General features: G+C 65.0%; 17 protein-coding genes and 1 tRNA gene. 12 read left to right on the top strand and 6 right to left on the bottom strand.

Going from position 1 to position 20755, the window contains the following annotated elements:
- Positions 1-186: 186 nt before the first annotated feature.
- Positions 187-843 (bottom strand): uracil-DNA glycosylase, encoded by a 657-nt coding sequence (locus tag A8G00_RS18735; protein ID WP_103001375.1) that lies wholly within the window; start codon positions 841-843, stop codon positions 187-189.
- A 23-nt stretch (positions 844-866) separates the two neighbouring features.
- On the opposite strand from A8G00_RS18735, the gene folK reads away from it, so the two are divergent.
- Together folK and A8G00_RS18745 are read left to right on the top strand one after the other, a co-directional pair.
- Positions 867-1367, top strand: a complete 501-nt coding sequence (gene folK, locus A8G00_RS18740; protein ID WP_061934808.1) for a 2-amino-4-hydroxy-6-hydroxymethyldihydropteridine diphosphokinase — start codon at positions 867-869, stop codon at positions 1365-1367.
- A gap of 45 nt (positions 1368-1412) precedes the next feature.
- Positions 1413-1488: transfer RNA gene (locus A8G00_RS18745), tRNA-Lys, on the top strand.
- A gap of 319 nt (positions 1489-1807) precedes the next feature.
- Here A8G00_RS18745 and A8G00_RS18750 read toward each other — a convergent pair.
- From A8G00_RS18750 to A8G00_RS18765, 4 genes are read right to left on the bottom strand one after another with little or no spacing between them, the layout of a single operon-like run.
- Positions 1808-2980, bottom strand: coding sequence for an acetyl-CoA C-acetyltransferase (locus tag A8G00_RS18750; RefSeq protein ID WP_103001376.1), 1173 nt, complete (start codon positions 2978-2980; stop codon positions 1808-1810).
- 14 nt (positions 2981-2994) lie between these two features.
- Positions 2995-3660, bottom strand: coding sequence for an NADPH-dependent F420 reductase (gene npdG, locus A8G00_RS18755; protein ID WP_103001377.1), 666 nt, complete (start codon positions 3658-3660; stop codon positions 2995-2997).
- Positions 3650-6043: a 5-amino-6-(D-ribitylamino)uracil--L-tyrosine 4-hydroxyphenyl transferase CofH gene (gene cofH, locus A8G00_RS18760; protein ID WP_103001429.1), complete on the bottom strand. Its 2394-nt coding sequence runs from the start codon at positions 6041-6043 to the stop codon at positions 3650-3652. The genes npdG and cofH overlap by 11 nt, the downstream gene beginning before the upstream one ends.
- Positions 6044-6076: 33 nt before the next feature.
- Positions 6077-6796 carry a TetR/AcrR family transcriptional regulator gene (locus A8G00_RS18765; protein ID WP_061934802.1) on the bottom strand — a complete coding sequence of 240 codons (720 nt, stop codon included), beginning with the start codon at positions 6794-6796 and terminating at the stop codon, positions 6077-6079.
- A 97-nt stretch (positions 6797-6893) separates the two neighbouring features.
- Here A8G00_RS18765 and A8G00_RS18770 point away from each other — a divergent pair, with 97 nt between their 5' ends.
- The 10 genes from A8G00_RS18770 (at position 6894) to A8G00_RS18815 (ending at position 19723) form a co-directional block, all read left to right on the top strand.
- On the top strand, positions 6894-7916 hold the full coding sequence (locus tag A8G00_RS18770; RefSeq protein WP_103001378.1) for a phosphotransferase family protein: 1023 nt from the start codon (positions 6894-6896) through the stop codon (positions 7914-7916).
- 22 nt (positions 7917-7938) lie between these two features.
- A complete protein-coding gene (locus A8G00_RS18775) occupies positions 7939-8679 on the top strand; it encodes an SDR family NAD(P)-dependent oxidoreductase (RefSeq protein WP_103001379.1) in 741 nt (246 codons plus the stop codon).
- 23 nt (positions 8680-8702) lie between these two features.
- Positions 8703-9929, top strand: a complete 1227-nt coding sequence (locus A8G00_RS18780) for an acyl-CoA dehydrogenase family protein (RefSeq protein ID WP_103001380.1) — start codon at positions 8703-8705, stop codon at positions 9927-9929.
- A 32-nt stretch (positions 9930-9961) separates the two neighbouring features.
- Positions 9962-11293, top strand: coding sequence for an MFS transporter (locus A8G00_RS18785; RefSeq protein WP_103001430.1), 1332 nt, complete (start codon positions 9962-9964; stop codon positions 11291-11293).
- Positions 11293-12828, top strand: coding sequence for an AMP-binding protein (locus A8G00_RS18790; RefSeq protein ID WP_103001381.1), 1536 nt, complete (start codon positions 11293-11295; stop codon positions 12826-12828). The genes A8G00_RS18785 and A8G00_RS18790 overlap by 1 nt, the downstream gene beginning before the upstream one ends.
- A gap of 5 nt (positions 12829-12833) precedes the next feature.
- On the top strand, positions 12834-14912 hold the full coding sequence (locus tag A8G00_RS18795) for a PQQ-dependent dehydrogenase, methanol/ethanol family (RefSeq protein WP_103001382.1): 2079 nt from the start codon (positions 12834-12836) through the stop codon (positions 14910-14912).
- A complete protein-coding gene (locus A8G00_RS18800; protein ID WP_103001383.1) occupies positions 14899-16974 on the top strand; it encodes a 3-hydroxyacyl-CoA dehydrogenase NAD-binding domain-containing protein in 2076 nt (691 codons plus the stop codon). Before A8G00_RS18795 ends, A8G00_RS18800 begins: the two co-directional genes overlap by 14 nt.
- Positions 16971-18122: a thiolase family protein gene (locus A8G00_RS18805; RefSeq protein ID WP_253258034.1), complete on the top strand. Its 1152-nt coding sequence runs from the start codon at positions 16971-16973 to the stop codon at positions 18120-18122. Before A8G00_RS18800 ends, A8G00_RS18805 begins: the two co-directional genes overlap by 4 nt.
- A gap of 3 nt (positions 18123-18125) precedes the next feature.
- Positions 18126-18554, top strand: coding sequence for a Zn-ribbon domain-containing OB-fold protein (locus A8G00_RS18810; protein ID WP_044662062.1), 429 nt, complete (start codon positions 18126-18128; stop codon positions 18552-18554).
- A gap of 155 nt (positions 18555-18709) precedes the next feature.
- Positions 18710-19723 carry an SMP-30/gluconolactonase/LRE family protein gene (locus tag A8G00_RS18815; RefSeq protein WP_253258035.1) on the top strand — a complete coding sequence of 338 codons (1014 nt, stop codon included), beginning with the start codon at positions 18710-18712 and terminating at the stop codon, positions 19721-19723.
- A gap of 48 nt (positions 19724-19771) precedes the next feature.
- Here A8G00_RS18815 and A8G00_RS18820 read toward each other — a convergent pair whose 3' ends face one another.
- Positions 19772-20752, bottom strand: a complete 981-nt coding sequence (locus A8G00_RS18820; RefSeq protein ID WP_172451911.1) for an NADPH:quinone oxidoreductase family protein — start codon at positions 20750-20752, stop codon at positions 19772-19774.
- Positions 20753-20755 lie beyond the last annotated feature (3 nt).

A 20755-nucleotide genomic window follows, 5' to 3' on the forward strand; every position in this document is an offset into this window, starting at 1 on the left:
CAGATTCCGATCCGATTGCATCGGCTCGACTGCTCTAAGTTTTTGTTTTGTCGCGTTTTCCGAGTCAGCAGATGATTCCATCTGCTTGGAAAACGCTCTAGAGCGCGCGACCTGCGATCTGGCGCAGCGCGCTTCAGGCTGCTGTTCAGTCCGAAAGCTGCAGGCGCGACCAGCCTATTGCGCCGGCTAAAGCGTCGCCAGTTCCACCGCCCTCTCGAACACCGCTTCGAACATCCCGGCGGTGAGCCGGCCGGTGTTCTGATTGTAGCGCGAGCAGTGATAGCTATCGATGACGATCTGGCCGCTGGGCATGCGATGCTCCGCCAGATGGGCGAAGCGCGCCTTGGGAAGCTTGCCGCCCAGCACCTTCACCGCCGACTGATGCGCGATCTGGCCCAGCGCGACGAAGACCTGCGCATGGGGCAAGGCGGCGACCGCAGGCTTCAGGAAGGCGCGGCAATTGTGGATCTCCTCCGGCAGCGGCTTGTTCTGCGGCGGCAGGCATTTGACCGCGTTGAGGATGATGACGTTGCGCAGCATGAGCCCGTCGTCGGGCCGCGCCTCATAGACGCCCTGGGTCAGGCCGAATTTGGCGAGCGTGGCGAACAGCAGATCGCCCGCATAATCCCCGGTGAAGGGCCGGCCCGTGCGGTTCGCCCCCGTCTTGCCCGGCGCAAGGCCGACGATCGCGATTCGGCCCAGCGGATCACCGAAAACCGGAACCGGCGCATTCCACCAGCCGGGATGTTCCGCGCGATTCTGCTTACGAAAAGCGGCCAGACGCGGGCAGAGCGGACAATCATGCGGCGCTTCGCTGTGCGGGATAGGACTTTGCAGCGTCATGGCGACGGGATAGGCGCTGTCCGATGGTCAAGACAAGCACCCGTCATGTTTACGCCCTTGCTCTGGGATCGAACCGGCCGCTGTCGGCGCGGATGACCCCGGCATGCCTGTTGAGCGGCGCGGTTCGCCTGATCGCGGAACTGGGCCCGGTTCTCAGCGTGGCCCCTGTCATGCAGACCCGGCCTATCGGGCCGTCACGGCGCATCTTCGTCAATGGCGCGGTGCTGATGGAGAGTTCCCTGCCGCCCGAAGAGATGCTTTCCGGCTTGCAGGCGATAGAGCGCGCTCTGGGCCGCCAGCGGTTCAGGCGCTGGGGGCCGAGGCGGCTGGACATCGACATCATCCTGTGGTCCGGGGGGCGCTGGAACAGCCGCTCGCTGCGCATTCCGCACCCGGCTTTTCGCGAGCGGGACTTCGTACTGACGCCGCTGCTTGCCATTGCGCCGGGCTGGCGCGACCCCGTGTCCCGACTTTCGATCCGCCATTTGCGTTTCCGCCTGCGAAAAGCGGTTTCTGGAGGTTGACCAGCCGCATCGCCCCCTCTAGTGCGTGCGGACCTCAGGACATGAGGGCCCTTAGCTCAGTCGGTAGAGCAACTGACTTTTAATCAGTAGGTCGCTGGTTCGAATCCAGCAGGGCTCACCACCGCCTCTGTGGGGATCGCCGCTTCAATCCGGCGTCACTCGACCGCCTTGATCACAAGCGCGGCGAAGCACCATATTTCGATTGAAACCAACAGGCCGAACAAAATGCCGAACATGGCATCAGGCTTCAGAGCGTCGTCCATCTGCCCTCTCCATTTCTTTCTGGAAGATGAACGGCTTAACCGTGCGTCTGGTTCCCGGAGCGTTTCGACGCACGCCCTCGGTTCACCGCATTGGCGATCATCGCCATGCGCGGCCTTTCTCTCGCGGTTCAGCGTTTTGGGTGCGGGAGGGCGCCCGCACTCCGTCGTGCTCCCTCGTCAGAGCCTTTCCACTATGGTTACATTGGCCATGCCGCCTGCTTCGCACATGGTTTGCAGCCCATAGCGGGCGCGCCGGTCGTGGAGGGCGCTGACCAGCGTCGCCATCAGCTTGGCGCCCGATCCGCCCAGCGGATGGCCAAGCGCGATCGCGCCGCCATGGACATTGAGCCGGGCGGGATCGGCGTCCAGCACTTGCGTCCAGGCGAGCGGCACCGGGGCGAAGGCTTCGTTGACCTCATAGAGATCGATGTCGGAAAGCTTCATCCCCGCCCGGGCAAGCGCCTTTTCGGTCGCGGGAATAGGCGCTTCCAGCATGATGACGGGATCGTGGCCGAGCACCGTCATCTGGTGCACGCGGGCCAGCGGGGTCAGGCCGTGCGTCTTGAGGCCGCGTTCGTTGACCACCAGCAGCGCGGCGGCGCCGTCGCAAATCTGGCTGGCGTTGGCGGCGGAGATCACGCCATCCTCAGTCAGCAGCTTGACGCTCGCGATCCTTTCCAGCGTGGCGTCGAAGCGGATGCCTTCGTCGACCTTGTGGATGACGGTCTCGCCTTCCGGGGTCACGACTTCGAGGGGGAGGATTTCCGCGTCGAACTTGCCCGCTTCGGTTGCGGCGGCGGCTCGGCGGTGGCTTTCGAGGGCATAGGCGTCCAGCACATCGCGGGTCAGGCCATATTTCTTCGCCAGCATCTCCGCGCCGCCGAACTGGCTGAAGGGCTGGTTCGGATAGCGCGCCTCAATGCCGGGGCTGCGATAGGAGCCGAAGCCATGCTTGGCGGGCAGCGTCCAGGGCAGGCCCATGGGCACGCGGGTCATGCTCTCGACGCCGGCGGCGATCACCACATCCTGCACGCCGGACATCACCGTCGCGGCGGCGAAGTGCAGCGCCTGCTGGGAGGAGCCGCATTGGCGGTCGACATGGGTGCCGGGGACGGATTCGGGCAGGCCTGACGCCAACACGGCGTTGCGGGCGATGTTCGCGCCCTGCTCGCCGCCGGGACAGGCGCAGCCCATGATGACATCCTCCACGGCGGCGGGGTCGATGCCGGAGCGCTCGACCAGGCCTGCGAGGACCTTGCCCGCGAGATCGGCGGGGTGGACGGCGGCGAGGCGGCCGCCCCGCTTGCCGCCGGCGCTGCGGGCGACGGCGGCGATATAGGCTTCAGCCATCAATCTTCTCCTGTTTAGACGCCGGTGATGCGGATGCCGGAGCCGGGGACTTTATATTTGCGGTTGAGGGCGATCAGGACGGAGGTCAGCCCCTCCGCCACGACCGAATTGCACAGCGGACCTGCGTTCCAGGCGCGCAGGCCGATCTCCTGCGCCAGCGCGACCACCGTGTCGGCGGCTTCGCTGTCGTCGGCGCAGACCAGGACGTCGCATTCGATTTCCTCGTCCAGCCTGGTCAGGTGATGGGCGCTGATATTCTGGAAGGCGGAGACGACGCGGACCCCCTCGCCCAGCATTTTCTGGACGGCTTCGACGGCGGAGCCGCCTTCGGGCAGTTGCACGCGGCTGACCTTGGGCGGGACCAGAGGCACGGTCACGTCGATCAGGATCTTGCCCGCCAGCGCCGGTTCGACGTCCTTCACCGTCGATTGCTGCGCAGCATAGGGGACCGCGAGGACGACGATGTCGGCCTGCGCGGCGGCGTCCGGGTTGGCGGTGCCGGTGACGGCGCCCTCGCCCAGAACTTCGTTCATCTGGGCGGCGGCTTCCTGCGCGCGTTCGGCGGTGCGGCTGCCGATGATGACTTTATGGCCCTTATGCGCCCAGCGGAGGGCGAGGCCGCCGCCTTCCTTGCCGGTGCCGCCAAGGACGGCGATGCTCGCCAGAGCTTCATTCTGCATAGGCTAAACTCTCCTGTTCTTTTCGACGCCTGCGCGGAGGCGTGAGGATCATGGGCGTGAGTTGCGCGGCATCCATGCCGCGGTCGTGAATAGGCTGCGCGACCGCGCCATAGGCGGTGCTGCGCTGGCGCGGGGTGCGGCCAAGCGAGCGGATCAGCGCCTCCATCGCGGCGGGGGGCATTTCCTGGCCATGCTGCGTTCCTGCTGCACGGGAGATGCTCTCGTTCATCAGCGTGCCGCCCAAATCGTTCGCGCCGGAGGTGAGGCAGGCCTTCACCCCCTCCTCCCCCAGCTTGACCCAGCTTGTCTGGATCGAACGGATATGCGGGTGCAGCGCGAGGCGGGCGACGGCGTGCATCAGCCGGACTTCGCGGAAGGTCGGGCCGTGGCGCGCCTCGCCGCGCAGGCCCATGGGCGCTTCCATGTGGACGAAGGGCAGCGGCACGAATTCGGTGAAGCCGCCGGTGCGGCGCTGGAGGTCGCGGATGCGGATCAGATGGCGCGCCCAGTGGCGGGGCGTGTCGACATGGCCGAACATGATGGTGGCGGTGGTGCGGAAACCGACTTTGTGCGCGGTTTCGATGACGTCCAGCCATTGCGCGGTGTCGAGCTTGTCGGGGCAGATGATGGCGCGGACCTCATCGTCCAATATCTCCGCGGCCGTGCCGGGGAGCGTGTCGAGACCCGCTTCCTTGAGGCGGGTGAGGAATTGTTCGACCGTCAGGCCAAGGGTTGCCGCACCTTGCGACACTTCCAGCGGGGAGAAGGCGTGGATGTGCATCTCCGGCACGGCGGCGCGGACGGCTTTGGCGAGGTCCAGATAGGTCTCGCCGGTATAATGGGGGTGGATGCCGCCTTGCAGGCAGACTTCCGTGCCGCCGCGATCCCATGCCTCCCGGGTGCGGCGGACGACTTCCTCAAGATCGAGATCATAGGGCTTGCCGCGCAGTTGCTCCGCCTTGTCGCCCTTGGAAAAGGCGCAGAAGCTGCATTTATAAAGGCAGATATTGGTATAGTTGATGTTGCGGTTCACGACATAGGTGACGGCGTCGCCCATCACCTGTTCGCGCAAGGCGTCGGCGCTGTCGCAAATATGTTCGAGATCGGTTTCGCGGGCGGAGAAGAGGGTCGCGATCTCCTCCTCTTCCAGCAGCGCGCCCGTCATGGCGCGGTCGACGATGGCGGCGATCCCGGGATCGACCGGCAGGGTGGAGGGGCGCGTGATGCGGGGCTCCAGCGCTATGCCGGGCGACCATCTGTCCTCGCGGGCGAAGCCCTCCGCATCGGCATGGGCGAGAATATGGCGCACCATCGCCTTGTCCTGCCAGCGCGCATTGTCCTGCGCATAGGCGGGATAGACCGGCAGGCGGGCCACGAGCATCCGCCCCTCCCCTTCGGTCGCCATGCGCAGGCGTTCGACTTCGGGCCAGGGCGCTTCGGGGTTCACATGGTCGGGCGTGACCGGCGAGACCCCGCCCCAATCGTTGATCCCCGCCGACAGCAGGCGCGGGAAATCGGCGGCCGACAGGTTCGGCGGCGCCTGGATGTTCATCTGCGGCCCCAGGATCAGGCGGGCGGCGGCGATGGTCCAGAGCAGTTCGTCCATGTCCGGTTCGGGCGCATGGGCCATCACCGTGCGTTCCTTGGCGCGGAAATTCTGGACGATGACTTCCTGGATATGGCCGTAGCGCCGGTGCAGGTCGCGGATCGCTTCCAGCGCTTCGATCCGTTCGGCGCGGGTTTCACCGATGCCGATCAATATGCCGGTGGTGAAGGGGATGTGCAGTTCGCCCGCGAGGCGGATCGTCTCCAGCCGCGCCGCCGGTTCCTTGTCGGGCGAGCGATAATGCGCGCCGCCTTTCCGGCAGAGGCGGTCGGAAACGGACTCCAGCATCAGGCCTTGCGACACGGATACGCTGCGGAGCGCGGCCATTTCCTCGCGGGTCATCACCCCGGCATTGATATGCGGCAGCAGGCCTGTTTCATCCCGCACAAGCGCGGCCATTTCGATGAGATAGGAAATGGTGGTCGCATGGCCCAGCCGCGCCAGTTCTGCGCGGGCGGCGGCGAAGCGCAACTCCGGCTTGTCGCCCAGCGTGAACAGCGCCTCGGTGCAGCCCGCCGCCTTGCCCGCGCGGGCGACCGCCAGCACTTGATCGCGGGTCATGTAGGCGTTCTCGCCGGGCCGGGGCGGCTGGGAGAAGGTGCAATAATGGCAGAGATTGCGGCAAAGCTGGGTCAGCGGAATGAAGACCTTGCGCGACCAGCTCTGCACCCGGCCATGGCCCTGATCGCGAAGCGCGGAGGCGGCGGCGAGCAGGTCGGCCAGGGGCATGTCCAGCAATGCCGCCGCCTGTCCGCTCATCCCGTCCCTGCCTGTCATCATCCTCTCCATCATCTTGTCCTTGCGCCCTTCTCAGCCGACCGGCCCCGGCGGTTCCGGGATCGCGGCCCCTGCTCCACCGATCCGTGCCAGCATGTCCTTCGGAAGATCGGCCGGCGCATCCAGCAGGGCGACCAGCGACTGCATGAAATGTTCGAGGCTGGATTCGCTGCCCCACATGGGATGCGCGCGGCTGCGGTCGGCCAGGGCGCGCTGCCGCGCGGAAAGCACGGCGCTGATATAGGCGCCCATGAAGACGAAGCGCTGGTTCTGAAGCGCGGGCGGCAGATGGGGCATCAGTCGGCGCAGATGGTCGAGACAGCGGCCATAGGCGCGGTTCCATGCCGGATCGATCGCGTCCAGCATCATGTCCCTGTGCGTCATGGCGAAGATCACGATGAACTGGACATAATGATCGTCCGACAGGCCCAGCACCGGCTCCACCAGGATGTTCACCACCTGCCGGATGGTGCGGGGGCCGCCCTGCTCCTCCAGCAAGTCCAGCGCGGCATTGCGTTCGCGATCCAGCGCCACCGCGCCGTCCATGACGATGGCGCGGACCAAGGCTTCCTTCGAACCGAAATAATAGCCGACCGCGCCGTGATTCTTCTGCCCCGCCGCCGCTGCGATCTCCCTCACGGTGACGCCGTCGACGCCCCGTTCCGCGAACAGGCGCAACGCGACTTTCTTGATCTGCCCGGCAGCGGCGCTGCGAGCGGCATCATCGGCCCTGGCAAGTTGAAGTCTGACCATGTGTGCATTTTTCTCATTGCCAAGTGCGTTCGTCAAGTGCATTATCCAATTGATCTAATCGACGGTCGAACAGTCGATAAAAGTGAGGGATGCCTAAGTGGAAACGGCGATCGACATCGAGTCGCTGGCAGCGTGGATGACGGATCAGGGGCTTGGCTCCGGTCCGCTCAATGACGTGACGCCGCTGGCGGGAGGGACGCAGAATATCCTGCTTCGCTTCAGCCGCGACGGGCGCGACTATGTGTTCCGCCGCCCCCCTGCGCATCCCCGCCCGAACAGCAATGAGACGATGCGGCGGGAGGCGCGGCTGCTGCGCGCTTTGGCCGGGACGAACGTGCCGCATCCGGGGCTGATCGCGGATTGCGGCGATGAGAGCGTGATGGGCGTCGCCTTTTACCTGATGGAGCCGGTGGACGGTTTCAATCCGGTCGGGCAATTGCCGGAACCGCATGCCGGTTCGCCCGCGATGCGCCATGCCATGGGGCTGGCGCTGGTGGACGGCATCGCGGCGCTGGGCGCGCAGGATCATCAGGCGCTGGGATTGAGCGATTTCGGAAAGCCGGAGAATTTCCTCGGGCGGCAGGTGGATCGCTGGCGGTCGCAACTTGCGGGCTATGGCGAGTTTGACGGGTGGACGGGGCCGCAAGCGCTGCCTTCGGTCGGCGCGGTCGGGGACTGGCTGGAGCGGCATAGGCCGGACCGGTTCACGCCCGGCATCATGCATGGCGACTATCATCTGGCCAATGTGATGTATCGCAAGGATGGGCCGGAACTGGCGGCGATCATCGACTGGGAACTGGCGACCATTGGCGATCCGCTGCTGGACCTGGGTTGGGTGCTGGCCACTTGGCCGGACGGGAAGTCGGAAAGCACCGTATCGGTCAGGCCGTGGGACGGTTTTCCGAGCGCCGGGGAACTGGTGACGCGCTATGCCGAAGGGTCGGCGCGCGATCTGTCTGCGGTCGACTGGTATCATGTGCTGGCCTGCTACAAGCTCGGCATATTGCTGGAGGGCACCCATGCCCGCGCCTGCGCCGGGAAGGCGCCGCGCGAGACCGGCGACAGGCTGCACGGCCGCGCCATCCATCTGTTCGAACGCGCTGAGGCGCTGATCCGCTGACATGCATGAGAGGGAATTTCCTTTGACCAACGAACTCGACTTCACCGGAAAGACGGTGCTGGTGGTCGGCGGATCGAGCGGCATCGGCAACGGCATGGCGCAGGCCTTCCGCCAGCGGGGCGCGCAGGTCCATGTCTGGGGCACGCGGGCGAGCGCGGCGGACTATGCAGGCGAAGAAGGGTCGGACCTTGAAGGCGTCGGCTATACGCAGGTCGATGTCAGCGATGCGGCGGCGATTGCGGCGACCCCGGTGCCTTTCGACAGGCTGGACGTGCTGATCCATTCGCAGGGCACGGTCCTCTACCGGCGGCAGGAATTTGAGGTCGAGGGCTGGAACAAGGTGATGGCGGTCAATCTCGACTCCATCCTGCATATTTCCAATCTCTGCCGGGAGGCGCTGGCCGCCGCCAGGGGAACGGTCATCGTCGTCAGCTCCATCGGCGCGTTCAAGGCGACGTTCGGCAATCCGGCCTATGCGGCGTCGAAGGCGGGCGCGGTCAATCTGGTGCGGGCGCTGGCGATTGCCTGGGCGGGCGACGGCATCCGCGTCAACGGCATCGCGCCCAGCCTGGTCGACACCAAGATGACCAAGGTGACGATGGACAATGACGAGCGGCGGGAGCGCGCCCTGGCCCGGATACCCATGGGCCGCTTTGGATCGGTCGAGGAAATGGCGGGGGTGGCGCTTTTCCTCGCCTCCCCCCTTGCCGGTTACATTTGCGGGCAGACGCTGGTCGTGGACGGCGGCCTCACCCTTAGCTGAATTTATCCGAGAAGGATCGAGCGATGGATTTCGAATATTCCGACAAGGTGAAGGCGCTGCGGGAGCGGCTCATCGATTTCATGGACGCCCATGTCTATCCGATCGAGAAGGAGCGCGACCATTTCCACCATGACCCCGCGAACCTGTGGAAGCGCTGGCCGGGGACGGAGGAGATCAAGGCGAAGGCGAAGGAAGCGGGCCTGTGGAACCTGTTCCTGCCGCATGAATATGGCGAATGGAGCCCCGGCCTCACCAATCTGGAATATGCGCCGCTGGCCGAGATCATGGGCCGGGTGATCGGGTCTTCGGAATATTTCAACTGCTCCGCGCCGGACACCGGCAATATGGAGGTTCTGGCCCGATACGGCACGCCGGAGCAGCAGGAGAAGTGGCTGAAGCCTTTGCTGGATGGCACGATCCGCTCCTCCTATGTGATGACGGAGCCGGAGGTCGCTTCCTCGGATGCCACCAATGTCGCCACCACCATTATCGCGGACGGCGACGATTATGTCATCAATGGTCGCAAATGGTGGATTTCGGGGGCGCTCGATCCTCATACGAAGGTGTTTATCCTGCTCGGCAAGACGCCCAATGACGGGCCGCGCCACCAGCAGCATTCGCAGATACTGATCCCGGCCGGCACGCCCGGCATAGAGATCGTCCGTCCGCTCGACGTCATGAACGCAGTGCATTCGCCCGGCGGCCATGCCGAAATGGTCTTCAAGGATGTGCGCGTGCCCAAGGCCAATCTGATCCTGGGCGAAGGGCGCGGATTCGAGATCGCGCAGGGCCGCCTGGGGCCGGGGCGCATCCATCATTGCATGCGCCTGATCGGACAGGCGCAGCGGGCGCTGGAATATATGGCGCGGCGGGTGGAAAACCGCGTCGCCTTCGGGCGGAAGCTGGCCGATCAGGGGAGCATCCGGCAGGACATCGCCCTCTCCTTCTGCGAGATCGAGCAGGCGCGGTTGCTGACGTTGAAGGCCGCCGATGCGATGGACCGCTATGGCAACAAGGTCGCCAAGGACCTGATCGCCGCCATCAAGATCGTCGCACCGCGCATGACCCAGACCGTTGCCGACCGGGCGATGCAGGTGTTCGGCGGCATCGGCATTTCCAGCGATTTCCCGCCTGCCGCCGCCTTCATGAATGCACGCTACCTGCGCTTCGCGGACGGTCCGGACGAGGTGCATATGGCGCAGCTTGGCAAGCTCAAGATCGCTGAACTGAACGAACTGCCGGTGCGCTGAAGATTTTGAGCGGAAAGGCGAGGATCATGCTGATGAGCGCCCGGAACCAGAATGACAGCCGGACCAATCCGGGCCTTGGCAGCGCCTGGTGGATGGTGGCGGTTCTGTTCGGGCTCTATGTGCTGAGCTGGGTCGACCGGCTGATCGTGTCGATGCTGGTGACGCCGATCAAGGCGCATCTGCTGCTGTCCGATGTGCAGATCAGCATGATCACCTCGACCTCCTTCGCGATCTTCTATGCGATTTTCGGCCTGCCCTTGGGTTGGGCGGCGGATCGCTTTTCGCGGCGCTGGATCATCTTCGGCGGCGTGGTGATATGGGGCGTCGCGACCACGGCCTGCGGCTTTGCGCAAAGCTATGAGGCGCTGCTGATCGGGCGCATCTTCGTCGGGATCGGGGAGGCGGCATTGCTGCCCGCCGCCTATTCGCTGATTGCCGACGCCTTTCCTTCGCACCTGCTGACGCGGGCGACGTCGACCTTTCAGACGGCGGGCAAGGTGGGATCGGCCACCGCCTTTGCGCTGGGCGGCGTGGCCATCGCCTTTGCGACGGCGCATAGCGGCATCCATATTCCCTTCCATGGCCCTGCCCAGCCCTGGCAGTTGGTCATGATGATGGTCGGCGTGCCGGGCATATTGCTGGCGCTGCTGCTGTTCACCTTCCCCGATCCGGGCCGCCGCCGGACGCCCGGTACCGCCGCGAACGGGGAGCAGAAGGGACTGATCAAGGCCTTCGTCACGCAGAACTGGAAGCTGCTGGCGCTGATGCTGGTGGGCACGTCCGCCCTCGCCATGTGCGGCTATTCCATGACCAACTGGGTTCCCGCCTATATCGAGCGGCATTTCGGGTGGAAGCCGGTGCAATATGGCTTTGCGCTGAGCCTGATGAACATCGTGTCCGCCGTGTCGCTGGTGGTGAACGGCTGGATCGTGGACAAGCTGTTCGCGCGGGGCATGAAGGACGCGCATCTGCGCTTCTACGGCTGGCTGATCCTCGGTTTCCTGCCGGTGATCGCCTACATGTTCTTCGCGACGAACCCCTATGTCTTCCTCGCCTGCTATTGCGTGGCGCAGTTCATCACCGTGCCTTTCATGGTCTATGTTTCCTCGGTCATGGGGCTGATCGCGCCGGCGACGATCCGGTCGCGGATGCTGGCGTCCTTCCTGTTCGTCTTCACCATATTGGGCCAGGGCGCAGGGCCCGCCATCGTCGCGGCGCTGACCCAATATGTGTTCCATGACGAGGGGGCGCTGGGCCGGTCGCTGGCGGTCGTGGTCACGGTCAGTTCCATCCTTGCCCTCATCTCCTTCCGCATGGCGCTGAGATACCTCGCGCCGGCCATTGCTTCCCGAAAGGACGTCTGATGTCTTTGACCATCGGCGGGGTCGATCCCGCGCGCCGCGACCAGCTTGCCATTGCCGACGAGCGGGTGACTTATGACTGGCACCAGTTGGACGAACTGCTCAACCGGGCGGCCAATGCGCTGAACGGGCTGGACCTCACCGAACGGCGGGTGGCCGTGTTCGCGCCCAACAGCGCGGAGACGGTGATCGCCTATGTCGCCTGTCTGGAGGCAGGCATTTCCAGCGTGCCGGTGAGCTTTCACCTGACGCCTTCGGAGGCGGCCTATATTTTGAAGGACAGCGGCGCGGTGGCGGTGCTGGTCGGGCCGGAAACGATGGAGGCCGGGCTTGCCGCCGCGCAGGAAGCGGGCGTCGGGACCGTGATCGGCTGGCGCTGTCCGGAGCGGGAAGGCGTCATCCATTGGGAGGAGTGGCTGGCGGCGGCTTCGGCGCAAGAGCCGGATCATGATGTGCCGCCGCTGCCGCATCTTCACTATACCTCCGGCACGACCGGACGGCCCAAGGCGACCGAGACCCCGCCGCAATATTTCCCTCGTGTCGCGACCGTGAAGGCGCTGGCCGAAGCGATCCGACCGAAGATCACGCCCTCGCCGGGCATTGCCGTGGGGCCGCTTTATCATACCGGGCCGCTGGGCATGGCGCGCAACGTCTTTGGCGGGATGAGCCTTATCACCGTCGAGCATTTCGATGCGGAAAGGACGCTGGCGCTGATCGAGAAATATAAGGTCAAAGGCTCCGTGATGGTGCCCACCCATTTCCAGCGGATGCTGGCGCTGCCGGAAGAGGTGCGGGCGAAATATGACGTCTCCAGCATCCAGCGGCTTGCCCATACCGGGGCGGCCTGTCCACGTGCGGTGAAGCAGGCGATGATCGACTGGTTCGGGCCGGTGCTGGTGGAGGCCTATGGCGGGACCGAGGCAGGGTCGACCACCTTCATCACCTCGCAGGAATGGCTGGAGCGGCCCGGCTCCGTCGGCAGGGCGCTCGCGCCGTTCGAGACGGTTATTTATGGCGAGGATGGGCGGATACTCGGTCCCAATGAGGTCGGTCAGGTCTATTTCCGCGACACGAGCGGTTACGGCATCGTCTATCGCGGCGATCCGGAGAAGACCGCCGCTGCGCATATCGCGCCGGGCGTCTTCACGCTGGGCGAGATGGGCTATGTCGATGAGGAGGGCTATCTCTTCATCACCGACCGGGTGTCCGACATGATCGTGAGCGGTGGGGTGAATATTTACCCCGCTGAATCCGAGCATGTGCTGCTGCGCCATCCCAAGGTCGCGGACGTCGCCGTGGTGGCCGCGCCCAATGCCGAAATGGGCGAGGAAGCGCGGGCGCTGGTCATTCCCAAGGACGCGGGCGATCCGCCTACGGCTGAGGAACTCAACGCCTTCTGCCGGGCGAATCTGGCCGGGTATAAATGCCCGCGCGGCTATGAGATGGTCGACGACATCGGCCGCACCGTCATGGGCAAGGTCAACAAGAAGGCGCTGCGCCAGCGCTTCTGGCCTTCCGACCGCACCATCGGGGGTTGAGTTTCATGCGTTTTGTTCTGCCCCTGCTGCTGTTGCTCGCCGCCTGCGCGCCTTCGGGTGAGGCGAGGCGCGATGGGAGCGATTGGCCGGGCTATGGTGGGATCGATGAGAACCACTATAGTCCGCTTACCGAGATCAACGACGGCAATGTCGGCAAGCTGAAGCTCGCCTGGTATCATGACATCAGCGGCGGCGGGTCGAGCCTTTCCGCGCCCATCGCGGTGGACGGCATCCTCTATTACGCCTCGGGCTATAGCGTCATCCATGCGCTGGATGCCTCGACCGGGCGGGAACTGTGGACCTACGACCCGCAAAGCTGGAAGGTCGCCGGGCAGAAGATGCGCGCCGCCTGGGGCATTCGCGGCATCGCCTATGATAATGGCATGGTCTTCACCGGGACCATCGACGGGCGGCTGATCGCGATCAACGCCCGCTCCGGCCATCCCGTCTGGACCGCACAGACCATCGGCAAGGATGACGAGCGCTACGTCACCGGCGCGCCCTGGGTGTTCAAGGGGAAGGTCATCATCGGCCATGGCGGGGCGGACTTCGCGCCGATCCGGGGCTATGTGACCGCTTACGATCAGAAAACGGGGAAGCAGCTCTGGCGCTTCCATACCGTGCCGGGCGATCCGAAGCTGGGGTTCGAGAACAAGGCGATGGCAATGGCCGCCAGGACATGGACCGGCCAGTGGTGGAAATATGGCGGCGGCGGGACCGCGTGGAACGCCATGGCCTATGACCCCAAATATAATCGCATCTATATCGGGGTCGGCAATGGTTCTCCGTGGAATCAGAAGATCCGCTCGCCGGGTGGCGGGGATAATCTCTTCCTCTGCTCGATCGTCGCCCTGGACGCGGATACGGGCGACTATGTCTGGCACTATCAAACCAATCCCGGCGAGACGTGGGACTTCAACAGCGCGATGGACATCGAGCTCGCCCGGCTCAGGATCGGCGGGAAAGAGCGCGACGTGCTGATGCACGCACCGAAGAACGGCTTCTTCTATGTGATCGACCGGGAGACGGGAAAGCTGATCTCCGCCCGCAATATCGTGCCAGTCAACTGGGCAAGCGGCATCGACATCAGGAGCGGGCGACCCATTGAGAATCCGGCGGCGCGCTATCCGGGCGGCAAGGCGGCAATCGTCTATCCCTCCCCCTTCGGCGCGCATAATATCGAGGCGATGTCGTTCAATCCGGGGACGGGGCTGGTCTACATCCCGACCATGGATCAGGGGCGGGTCTATATCGATCCGGCCGAGCCGTTTCAGGGCTGGAAGCATCTGGACGGCCAGCGGATCAGCGTCGGCACGGGCGCGCCGCCTGCGGGCGTGGCGCCCGACCGGCCCGCGACCAGTTTCCTGCTGGCCTGGAATCCGGTGACGCAGAGCGAGGCATGGCGCGTGCCCATGTCCGGCATCAGAGGGGGCGGCGGCACCGCGACGACGGCGGGCAATCTGCTGTTTCAGGGCAATGCGGCGGGCAGGTTCGTCGCCTATGCGGCGAACAGCGGCAGGCCGCTCTGGTCCTTCGACGCGCAGACGGCGGTGATGGCGCAGCCGATCACTTACAGGGCGCGGGGACGACAATATGTGACGGTGATCGCCGGTTCCCGCTTCCCCAGCGCCACCGGCATGGGGCGGGAATGGAATTATCGCACGCAGCAATGGCGCGTCCTGACCTTCTCGCTCGATGGCAAGGCCAGCCTGCCGCCCGTCCAGCCCGTGGAAACGCCGGTGATCGACATGCCGGATTTCGCCGTCGATCCTGCCAAGGCCGTCATCGGTGCGGGCGTGTTCGGTCAGCGTTGTTCCATCTGTCATGGCGCCAATGCCGTGTCGGGCGGCGCAGCGCCTGACCTGCTCCAGTCGGGCGTGCCTATCGACAAGGCCAGTTTCGAGGAGGTGCTGCACAAGGGCATTTTGCGCGAGCGGGGCATGCCGCGCTTCGAAGAACTGACCGACGCAGAGATCGAAGGTCTTCAACATTATTTCCGCCAACGCGCTCGTGAAGTGCTGGCTGCGCAAGCCGCAGGCAAGCCGGGCGCCCAGACACATAGAGGCTTGAATGAAGGTCAATGACGTCGTCACCTATGAGGTGGACGGTCCCATCGCGGTCATCACGGTCAATTCGCCGCCGGTGAACGCGCTCTCCAACGCCGTGCGGCAGGGCGTCGCGGGCGCGGTGCAGACAGCCATCGGAGATAGCGGCGTGGGCGCCATGGTGCTGATCTGCGAGGGACGCACCTTCTTTGCCGGGGCGGACATCACCGAATTCGGCAAGCCGCAGGTCGAACCATCGCTGCGCAACCTGCAACTGATCGTGGAGAATGCGACCAAACCGGTGATCGCCGCGATCCATGGCACGGCGCTGGGCGGCGGGCTGGAACTGGCGCTGGTGGCGCATTATCGCATCGCCGTGCCTTCGGCCAAATGCGGGCTGCCGGAGGTCAATCTGGGCCTGCTGCCCGGTGCTGGCGGCACGCAGCGTCTGCCGCGCATTGTCGGGGTGGAAAAGGCGCTGGACCTCATCACGTCCGGCGCGCCTGTCGGTGCTAGGGCCGCGAAGGAGATGGGGCTGGTCGATGAACTGGCGGCGGAGGGCAGTCTGCGCGCCGACGCCATCGGCTTCGCCCAGCGCGTTCTGGACGAGGGGCGCCCGCTGCTCAAGGTCCGCGACCGCAGCGAGAAACTGGACGAAGCGCGCGGCAAGCCGGAAATCTTCGCGGACTTCCGCAAGACCAATGCGAAGAAATTCCGGGGCTTCAAGGCGCCGGAACATATCATCCGCTGCATCGAGGCCGCGCTGGAGAAGCCCTTTGACGAGGGCATGGCCTATGAGCGCAAACTGTTCAACGAACTTCAGGCCGACAGCCAGTCCGCCGCCCAGCGCCATGTCTTCTTCGCGGAGCGGCAGGCGGCCAAGATCGTCGGGCTTGCCGCCGACACGCCGACCCTGCCCATCGCCAAGGTGGGGGTGATCGGCGCGGGCACCATGGGCGGCGGCATTGCGATGAACTTCGCCAATGTGGGCATCCCCGTGACCATCGTCGAGGCGAAGCAGGAGGCGCTCGACCGCGGCCTCAAGATCATTCGCGGCAATTATGAAACCACCGCGAAGAAGGGCAGGATGAAGCCCGAGGATGTCGACACCCGCATGGGCCTGCTGACCGGATCGGTGGCGATGGAGGATCTGGCCGACTGTGACCTCATCATCGAGGCGGTGTTCGAAAATCTCGACGTGAAGCGGGAGGTTTTCGGCAAGCTCGACAGGATCGCCAGGCCCGGCGCGATCCTCGCCACCAACACCAGCTATCTCGACATTGACGACATCGCCGCCGCCACCTCCCGGCCGGAGAGCGTGGTCGGGCTGCACTTCTTCTCGCCCGCCAATGTGATGAAGCTGCTGGAAGTGGTGCGGACCAAGGACACCAGGCCCGAGATCATCGTGACCGCGATGAAGCTCGCCAAGACCATCGGGAAGATCGGCGTGCTGGTGGGCAATGGCTTCGGCTTTGTCGGGAACCGCATATTGGCTGCGCGCAACACTCAGGCGGATCGGTTGGTGTTGGAAGGCGCGACGCCTTGGGCGGTGGACAAGGTGCTGTATGATTTCGGCTTTGCCATGGGGCATTTCCAGATGCGCGATCTGGTGGGGCTGGATGTCGGCTGGAACCGGGAGGCGACCAGCTCCGCCAATGTGCGGGAAATCCTCAACGAGATGGGCCGCCACGGGCAGAAGACGAAGGGCGGCTATTATGACTATGACGAGAACCGCAGGCAGACGCCCTCCACCGTCGCCATGCAGGTCATCGAGGATTTCGCCGCGAAACAAGGCATTGCCCGGCGCGCGGTGAGCGACGAGGAAATCCACGACCGCATCCTGTTCGCCATGGTGAATGAGGGGGCGCGGATTCTGGACGAAGGCATCGCATCGCGGGCGTCGGACATCGATATTGTCTGGATCACGGGTTATGGCTGGCCGAAATATCGCGGCGGGCCGATGTTCTGGGCTGATTTGCAGGGTCTGCCGGTCGTTCTCGAAAAGCTGAAGGCGCTGGAGGCCGCGCATGGCGAGGCGTTCAGCCCCTCCCCGCTGATCGAGCGGCTGGTGGCTGAGGGCAAGGGGTTCAAGGACGCATGATCAGAGGAGACCGCATCGCCATCACCGGGGTCGGTGAAACCCCCTTCCTGCGCAAGGGCGAGGAGGGCGTCATGAAGATGATGACCCGCGCCAGTCTGGCGGCGATTGCCGATGCGGGCCTGACGCCCAAGGACATAGACGGCTATATCTCCAACAAATATGCGGGGCATGGGTCGGACGAGGTCGCCTTTGCCATCGGCGCGGTCGAGAAGCGTTTCTGCGCCACCACCGACAGCGTGGGCGGCACGGCGACGTCGGGGCAGGCGCTGCAACTGGCGCAGATGGCGATCGAGGCGGGTCTGGCCCGGCATGTGCTGGTGCCCTATGCGATCCAGTCGACCAAGCCGGGCGGCGTCTATGGCTTCCATGCGCGCGAACCGCAAAAGGCGGGGATCGAAATGCCGGTCGGCTTCTTCGGCCAACCCACCTATTTCGCGACCATGGCTAACCGCTATGCCCATGACTATGGCATGACGGAGGAGGAACAGGCATCCATCCCCATGACCTATCGCGCCTGGGCGGTGCTGACGCCGGGCGCGCAGCGGCGTGACCCGATGGATTTGGAAGCCTATCGCCAGTCGCCCATGATCTCCACGCCTTTGCGGGCGGCGGATTGCTGCCTCACCACCGATGGCGGCGGGGCCTATGTGGTGAGCGCCATCGAGGAAGCGCGGGACATGCCGCATCCGGTTGTGAGCGTGCAGGGGCTGGGGCTGGGCTTCAACAACTGGCCGCAGGGGGTGCTGTTCACCCAGACGCCCTGCACCTATGACTTTCCCGGCGAGGTTTCCGCGAAGATCGCTTATGCCATGGCGGGTTGTGATCCCAAGGATCTGGACCTCGCGCAGATTTATGACGGCTTCACCATCTCCGCGTTGGTGCAGACCGAGATGCTGGGCTTGTGCGAGCGGGGCGAAGGGCCGCGCTTCTATGCGGCGGGGCATGGGATGCCGGGCGGGCGGATGCCGATCAACACCAGCGGCGGCCATATGTCGGGCGGCTATGTGCCGGGCATGAACCTGCTGATCGAAGCGGTGCGGCAGTTGCGCGGGCAAGAGGGCGAGCGGCAGGTGCCGGACGCGAAGCTCTGCGCCGTCGCGGGGCTTGGCGGCAACAATCATTCCACCACCATATTGGCGCGGAGCTGATCCATGGGCATTCCTATTTATCCCCCCAAGATCGAAGATCCGCTGTTCCAGGGCTATTATGACGGGCTGGAAGCAGGCGAACTGCGCATCACCGCCGACGCCGGGACGGGGGAATGGATATGGTATCCGCCCGAGGTCATTCCCGGAAAGCCCGACGCCGTGCTGGAATGGCGGCCGGTTTCGCCGGAGGGCAGCGCTTACACCTTCACCACCGTGATACGCAGCCTGCTGCCGGGCGATCATAAGGCGGAGGTGCCGTTCACCGTCGTTCTGTTCGAGCCGGACGATGCGCCGGGCGTGCGGGTGCCGGGGCTGCTGGTTGGCGCTGAGGGCGTGGAACCGCGCTGCGGGATGCGGTTGCGGTTCCAGCCCGTGCAGGCGGGGGATCACAAGATCGCCGGCTTTGCGCCTGTGGGGGTGATGAAGGAATGACGAAACGATTCTCCGACCTCTCCCCCGTTCGCCCTGAGCTTGTCGAAGGGCTTCACTTCTCTTCACGAAAGAAAGGGGCTTCGACAGGCTCAGCCCGAACGGGGAGAGGTGGTGATAAATTATCCAAACTCTCTCTGACACGGCGGGAAATTCTATTGGGCGGGGCAAGCATCACTCTCGCCAGTTGCGCGCCATCGACCAGGATAGGACGCGCCACACCGCCAAAGCCCTTCACCCTCACCGATTTCACCCTCGTCCGAGATGGGCTCGATGCTCCCGAAGGCATAGCGAGCAGCCCCGATGGCCGCCTGTTCATCTCCAATGGCGGTGGCGCCATCGGCGTGCTGGAGCGGGACGGAACGCTGCGCCAGATCGGCAAGGCTCTGGCGCCCAATGGCGTGGCGGTCGACCGCGAAGGTCGCGTCATCGTCGCCAATATGGGCCTGCTCAACAAGGGGCCGGGGCCATTGCAGCGGATCGATGTCGCGACGGGAACGGTCGAGACGCTGGTGTCGGAACTGGAGGGGCGGCAGTTGGTCGCCTCCAACGGTCCGGCGACGGCGCGCAATGGCGACATTTACTGCACGCACAGCAGTTGGGGGCCTATCGGCAATATCGGCACGACCACGCCCGCCGGTTTCATCTACAGGGTCGCGCCGGATGGCAGGGCTTCCATCGTCGCGCGCGCTCTGCGGGGGGTGAACGGTCTCTGCCTCGATCGTGAGGAGCGCTTTGTTTATGCATCGCTGACCGCTGAAGGGCGCATAAGGCGCTGGCGGCGGCAGGCGGACGGATCGCTCATCGATCCGCAGGATTATGGGCCGCAATTGGGTGTCGTGATCGCGGACCATCAGGCGAAGGACATTCGCGCCATGCCCGTCGCGGATCGTGCGGAGCTTGGCTATTGCGACGGCATCGCTTTCGATGCGGCCGGCAATCTTTGGGTGACGCTGCCCTTCGCCAATCGGATCGTTGCGATCACGCCGGATGGGCGGAAGGTGGACATTGTCCATGATCCCGAAGACAGGATGCTATCCAGCCCGACCAATCTTTGCTGGGGCGGGGCGGATTTGCGCGACCTTTACGTCGTCTCGCGGGCAAGCGGCGTGGTGGTGAAGGCGCGGACGGATATTGCTGGATTGCCGTTGGCGAACTGGCCTGCGGCTTAAAGCGACATACTTCCGCAAAGGCAGGAGCACGTCGCCCTGTGGGGAAGCTTAGCTCGCCAGCTCGATCACGATCTTGCCCTGCACCTTCCGGTCCATCATCCAGCGGATCGCCTCACGGCTTTCCTCGAAGGAGAAGCGCTTGCTGACTTCGGGGCGCAGGCCGCCCTCCTCATACCAGCGATAGAGCTGCGCCATATTTTCCGCATGGATGTCCGGTTCGACGCGACTGTGCACGCCCCAGGTCACGCCGATGATGGCCGCCGTCTTCACCAGCGGCAGGTTGAGCGGGATTGCCGGGATCGTCCCCGCCGCGAAGCCCACGACCAGATAGCGCCCGTCCCAGCCCATGGTGCGAAAGGCCGGTTCCGCCAGCGCGCCGCCGACCGGATCGAAGATCACATCGACGCCGCGTTCGCCTGTCAGGGCCTTCACCGCCTGCTTGAGATCGTCCTGCGCATAGTTGACCGTCTCGTCAGCGCCATGGGCGCGGGCAAGGGCGAGTTTCTCCTCCGTCGAGGCGGCGGCGATCACATGCGCGCCCATCCGCTTGCCGACCTCGACCGCCGCGAGGCCGACGCCGCCCGCCGCGCCCAGCACCAGCAGCGTCTCGCCCGGCTGCAACCGGCCGCGCTGGCGCAAGCCGTGGAGCGCCGTCGCATAGACCATGGTGAAGCCCGCCGCCACGTCGAACCCCATCCCCTCCGGGATCACGGCGGTACGGAAAGCAGGCGCTATCGCAAATTCAGCGAAGGCGCCTTCGAAGGGGATCGTCGCGATCCTGTCCCCGATGCGAAGGCCGCTGACGCCCTCCCCCAGTGCATCGATGATGCCCGCCGCCTCGCTGCCCGGAATGAAGGGCAAGGGCGGCTGCCTCTGGTACAAGTTCTGGATCATCAGCGCGTCGGGGAAATTGACGCTGGCGGCCTTCACCCGGAAGCGGACTTCACCCGCCTTCGGTTCCGGAACGGGCACATCCGCGAAATGCAGTTCTTCCGGCGGCCCATGATGTTCGCACAGCAGCGCCCGCATCGG

This window comes from Sphingobium sp. SA916 (genome assembly GCF_002894065.1).
GTDB lineage: Bacteria > Pseudomonadota > Alphaproteobacteria > Sphingomonadales > Sphingomonadaceae > Sphingobium > Sphingobium fuliginis.

Coding starts and splice junctions, on each gene's coding strand:
- A8G00_RS18765 (WP_061934802.1), bottom strand. CDS start 6,796: ATGGTCAGACTTCAACTTGCCAGGGCCGATGATGCCGCTCGCAGCGCC.
- A8G00_RS18735 (WP_103001375.1), bottom strand. CDS start 843: ATGACGCTGCAAAGTCCTATCCCGCACAGCGAAGCGCCGCATGATTGT.
- A8G00_RS18820 (WP_172451911.1), bottom strand. CDS start 20,752: ATGCGGGCGCTGCTGTGCGAACATCATGGGCCGCCGGAAGAACTGCAT.
- A8G00_RS18790 (WP_103001381.1), top strand. CDS start 11,293: ATGTCTTTGACCATCGGCGGGGTCGATCCCGCGCGCCGCGACCAGCTT.
- folK (WP_061934808.1), top strand. CDS start 867: ATGGTCAAGACAAGCACCCGTCATGTTTACGCCCTTGCTCTGGGATCG.
- A8G00_RS18785 (WP_103001430.1), top strand. CDS start 9,962: ATGAGCGCCCGGAACCAGAATGACAGCCGGACCAATCCGGGCCTTGGC.
- npdG (WP_103001377.1), bottom strand. CDS start 3,660: ATGCAGAATGAAGCTCTGGCGAGCATCGCCGTCCTTGGCGGCACCGGC.
- A8G00_RS18800 (WP_103001383.1), top strand. CDS start 14,899: ATGAAGGTCAATGACGTCGTCACCTATGAGGTGGACGGTCCCATCGCG.
- A8G00_RS18805 (WP_253258034.1), top strand. CDS start 16,971: ATGATCAGAGGAGACCGCATCGCCATCACCGGGGTCGGTGAAACCCCC.
- A8G00_RS18780 (WP_103001380.1), top strand. CDS start 8,703: ATGGATTTCGAATATTCCGACAAGGTGAAGGCGCTGCGGGAGCGGCTC.
- A8G00_RS18810 (WP_044662062.1), top strand. CDS start 18,126: ATGGGCATTCCTATTTATCCCCCCAAGATCGAAGATCCGCTGTTCCAG.
- cofH (WP_103001429.1), bottom strand. CDS start 6,043: ATGACAGGCAGGGACGGGATGAGCGGACAGGCGGCGGCATTGCTGGAC.
- A8G00_RS18750 (WP_103001376.1), bottom strand. CDS start 2,980: ATGGCTGAAGCCTATATCGCCGCCGTCGCCCGCAGCGCCGGCGGCAAG.
- A8G00_RS18795 (WP_103001382.1), top strand. CDS start 12,834: ATGCGTTTTGTTCTGCCCCTGCTGCTGTTGCTCGCCGCCTGCGCGCCT.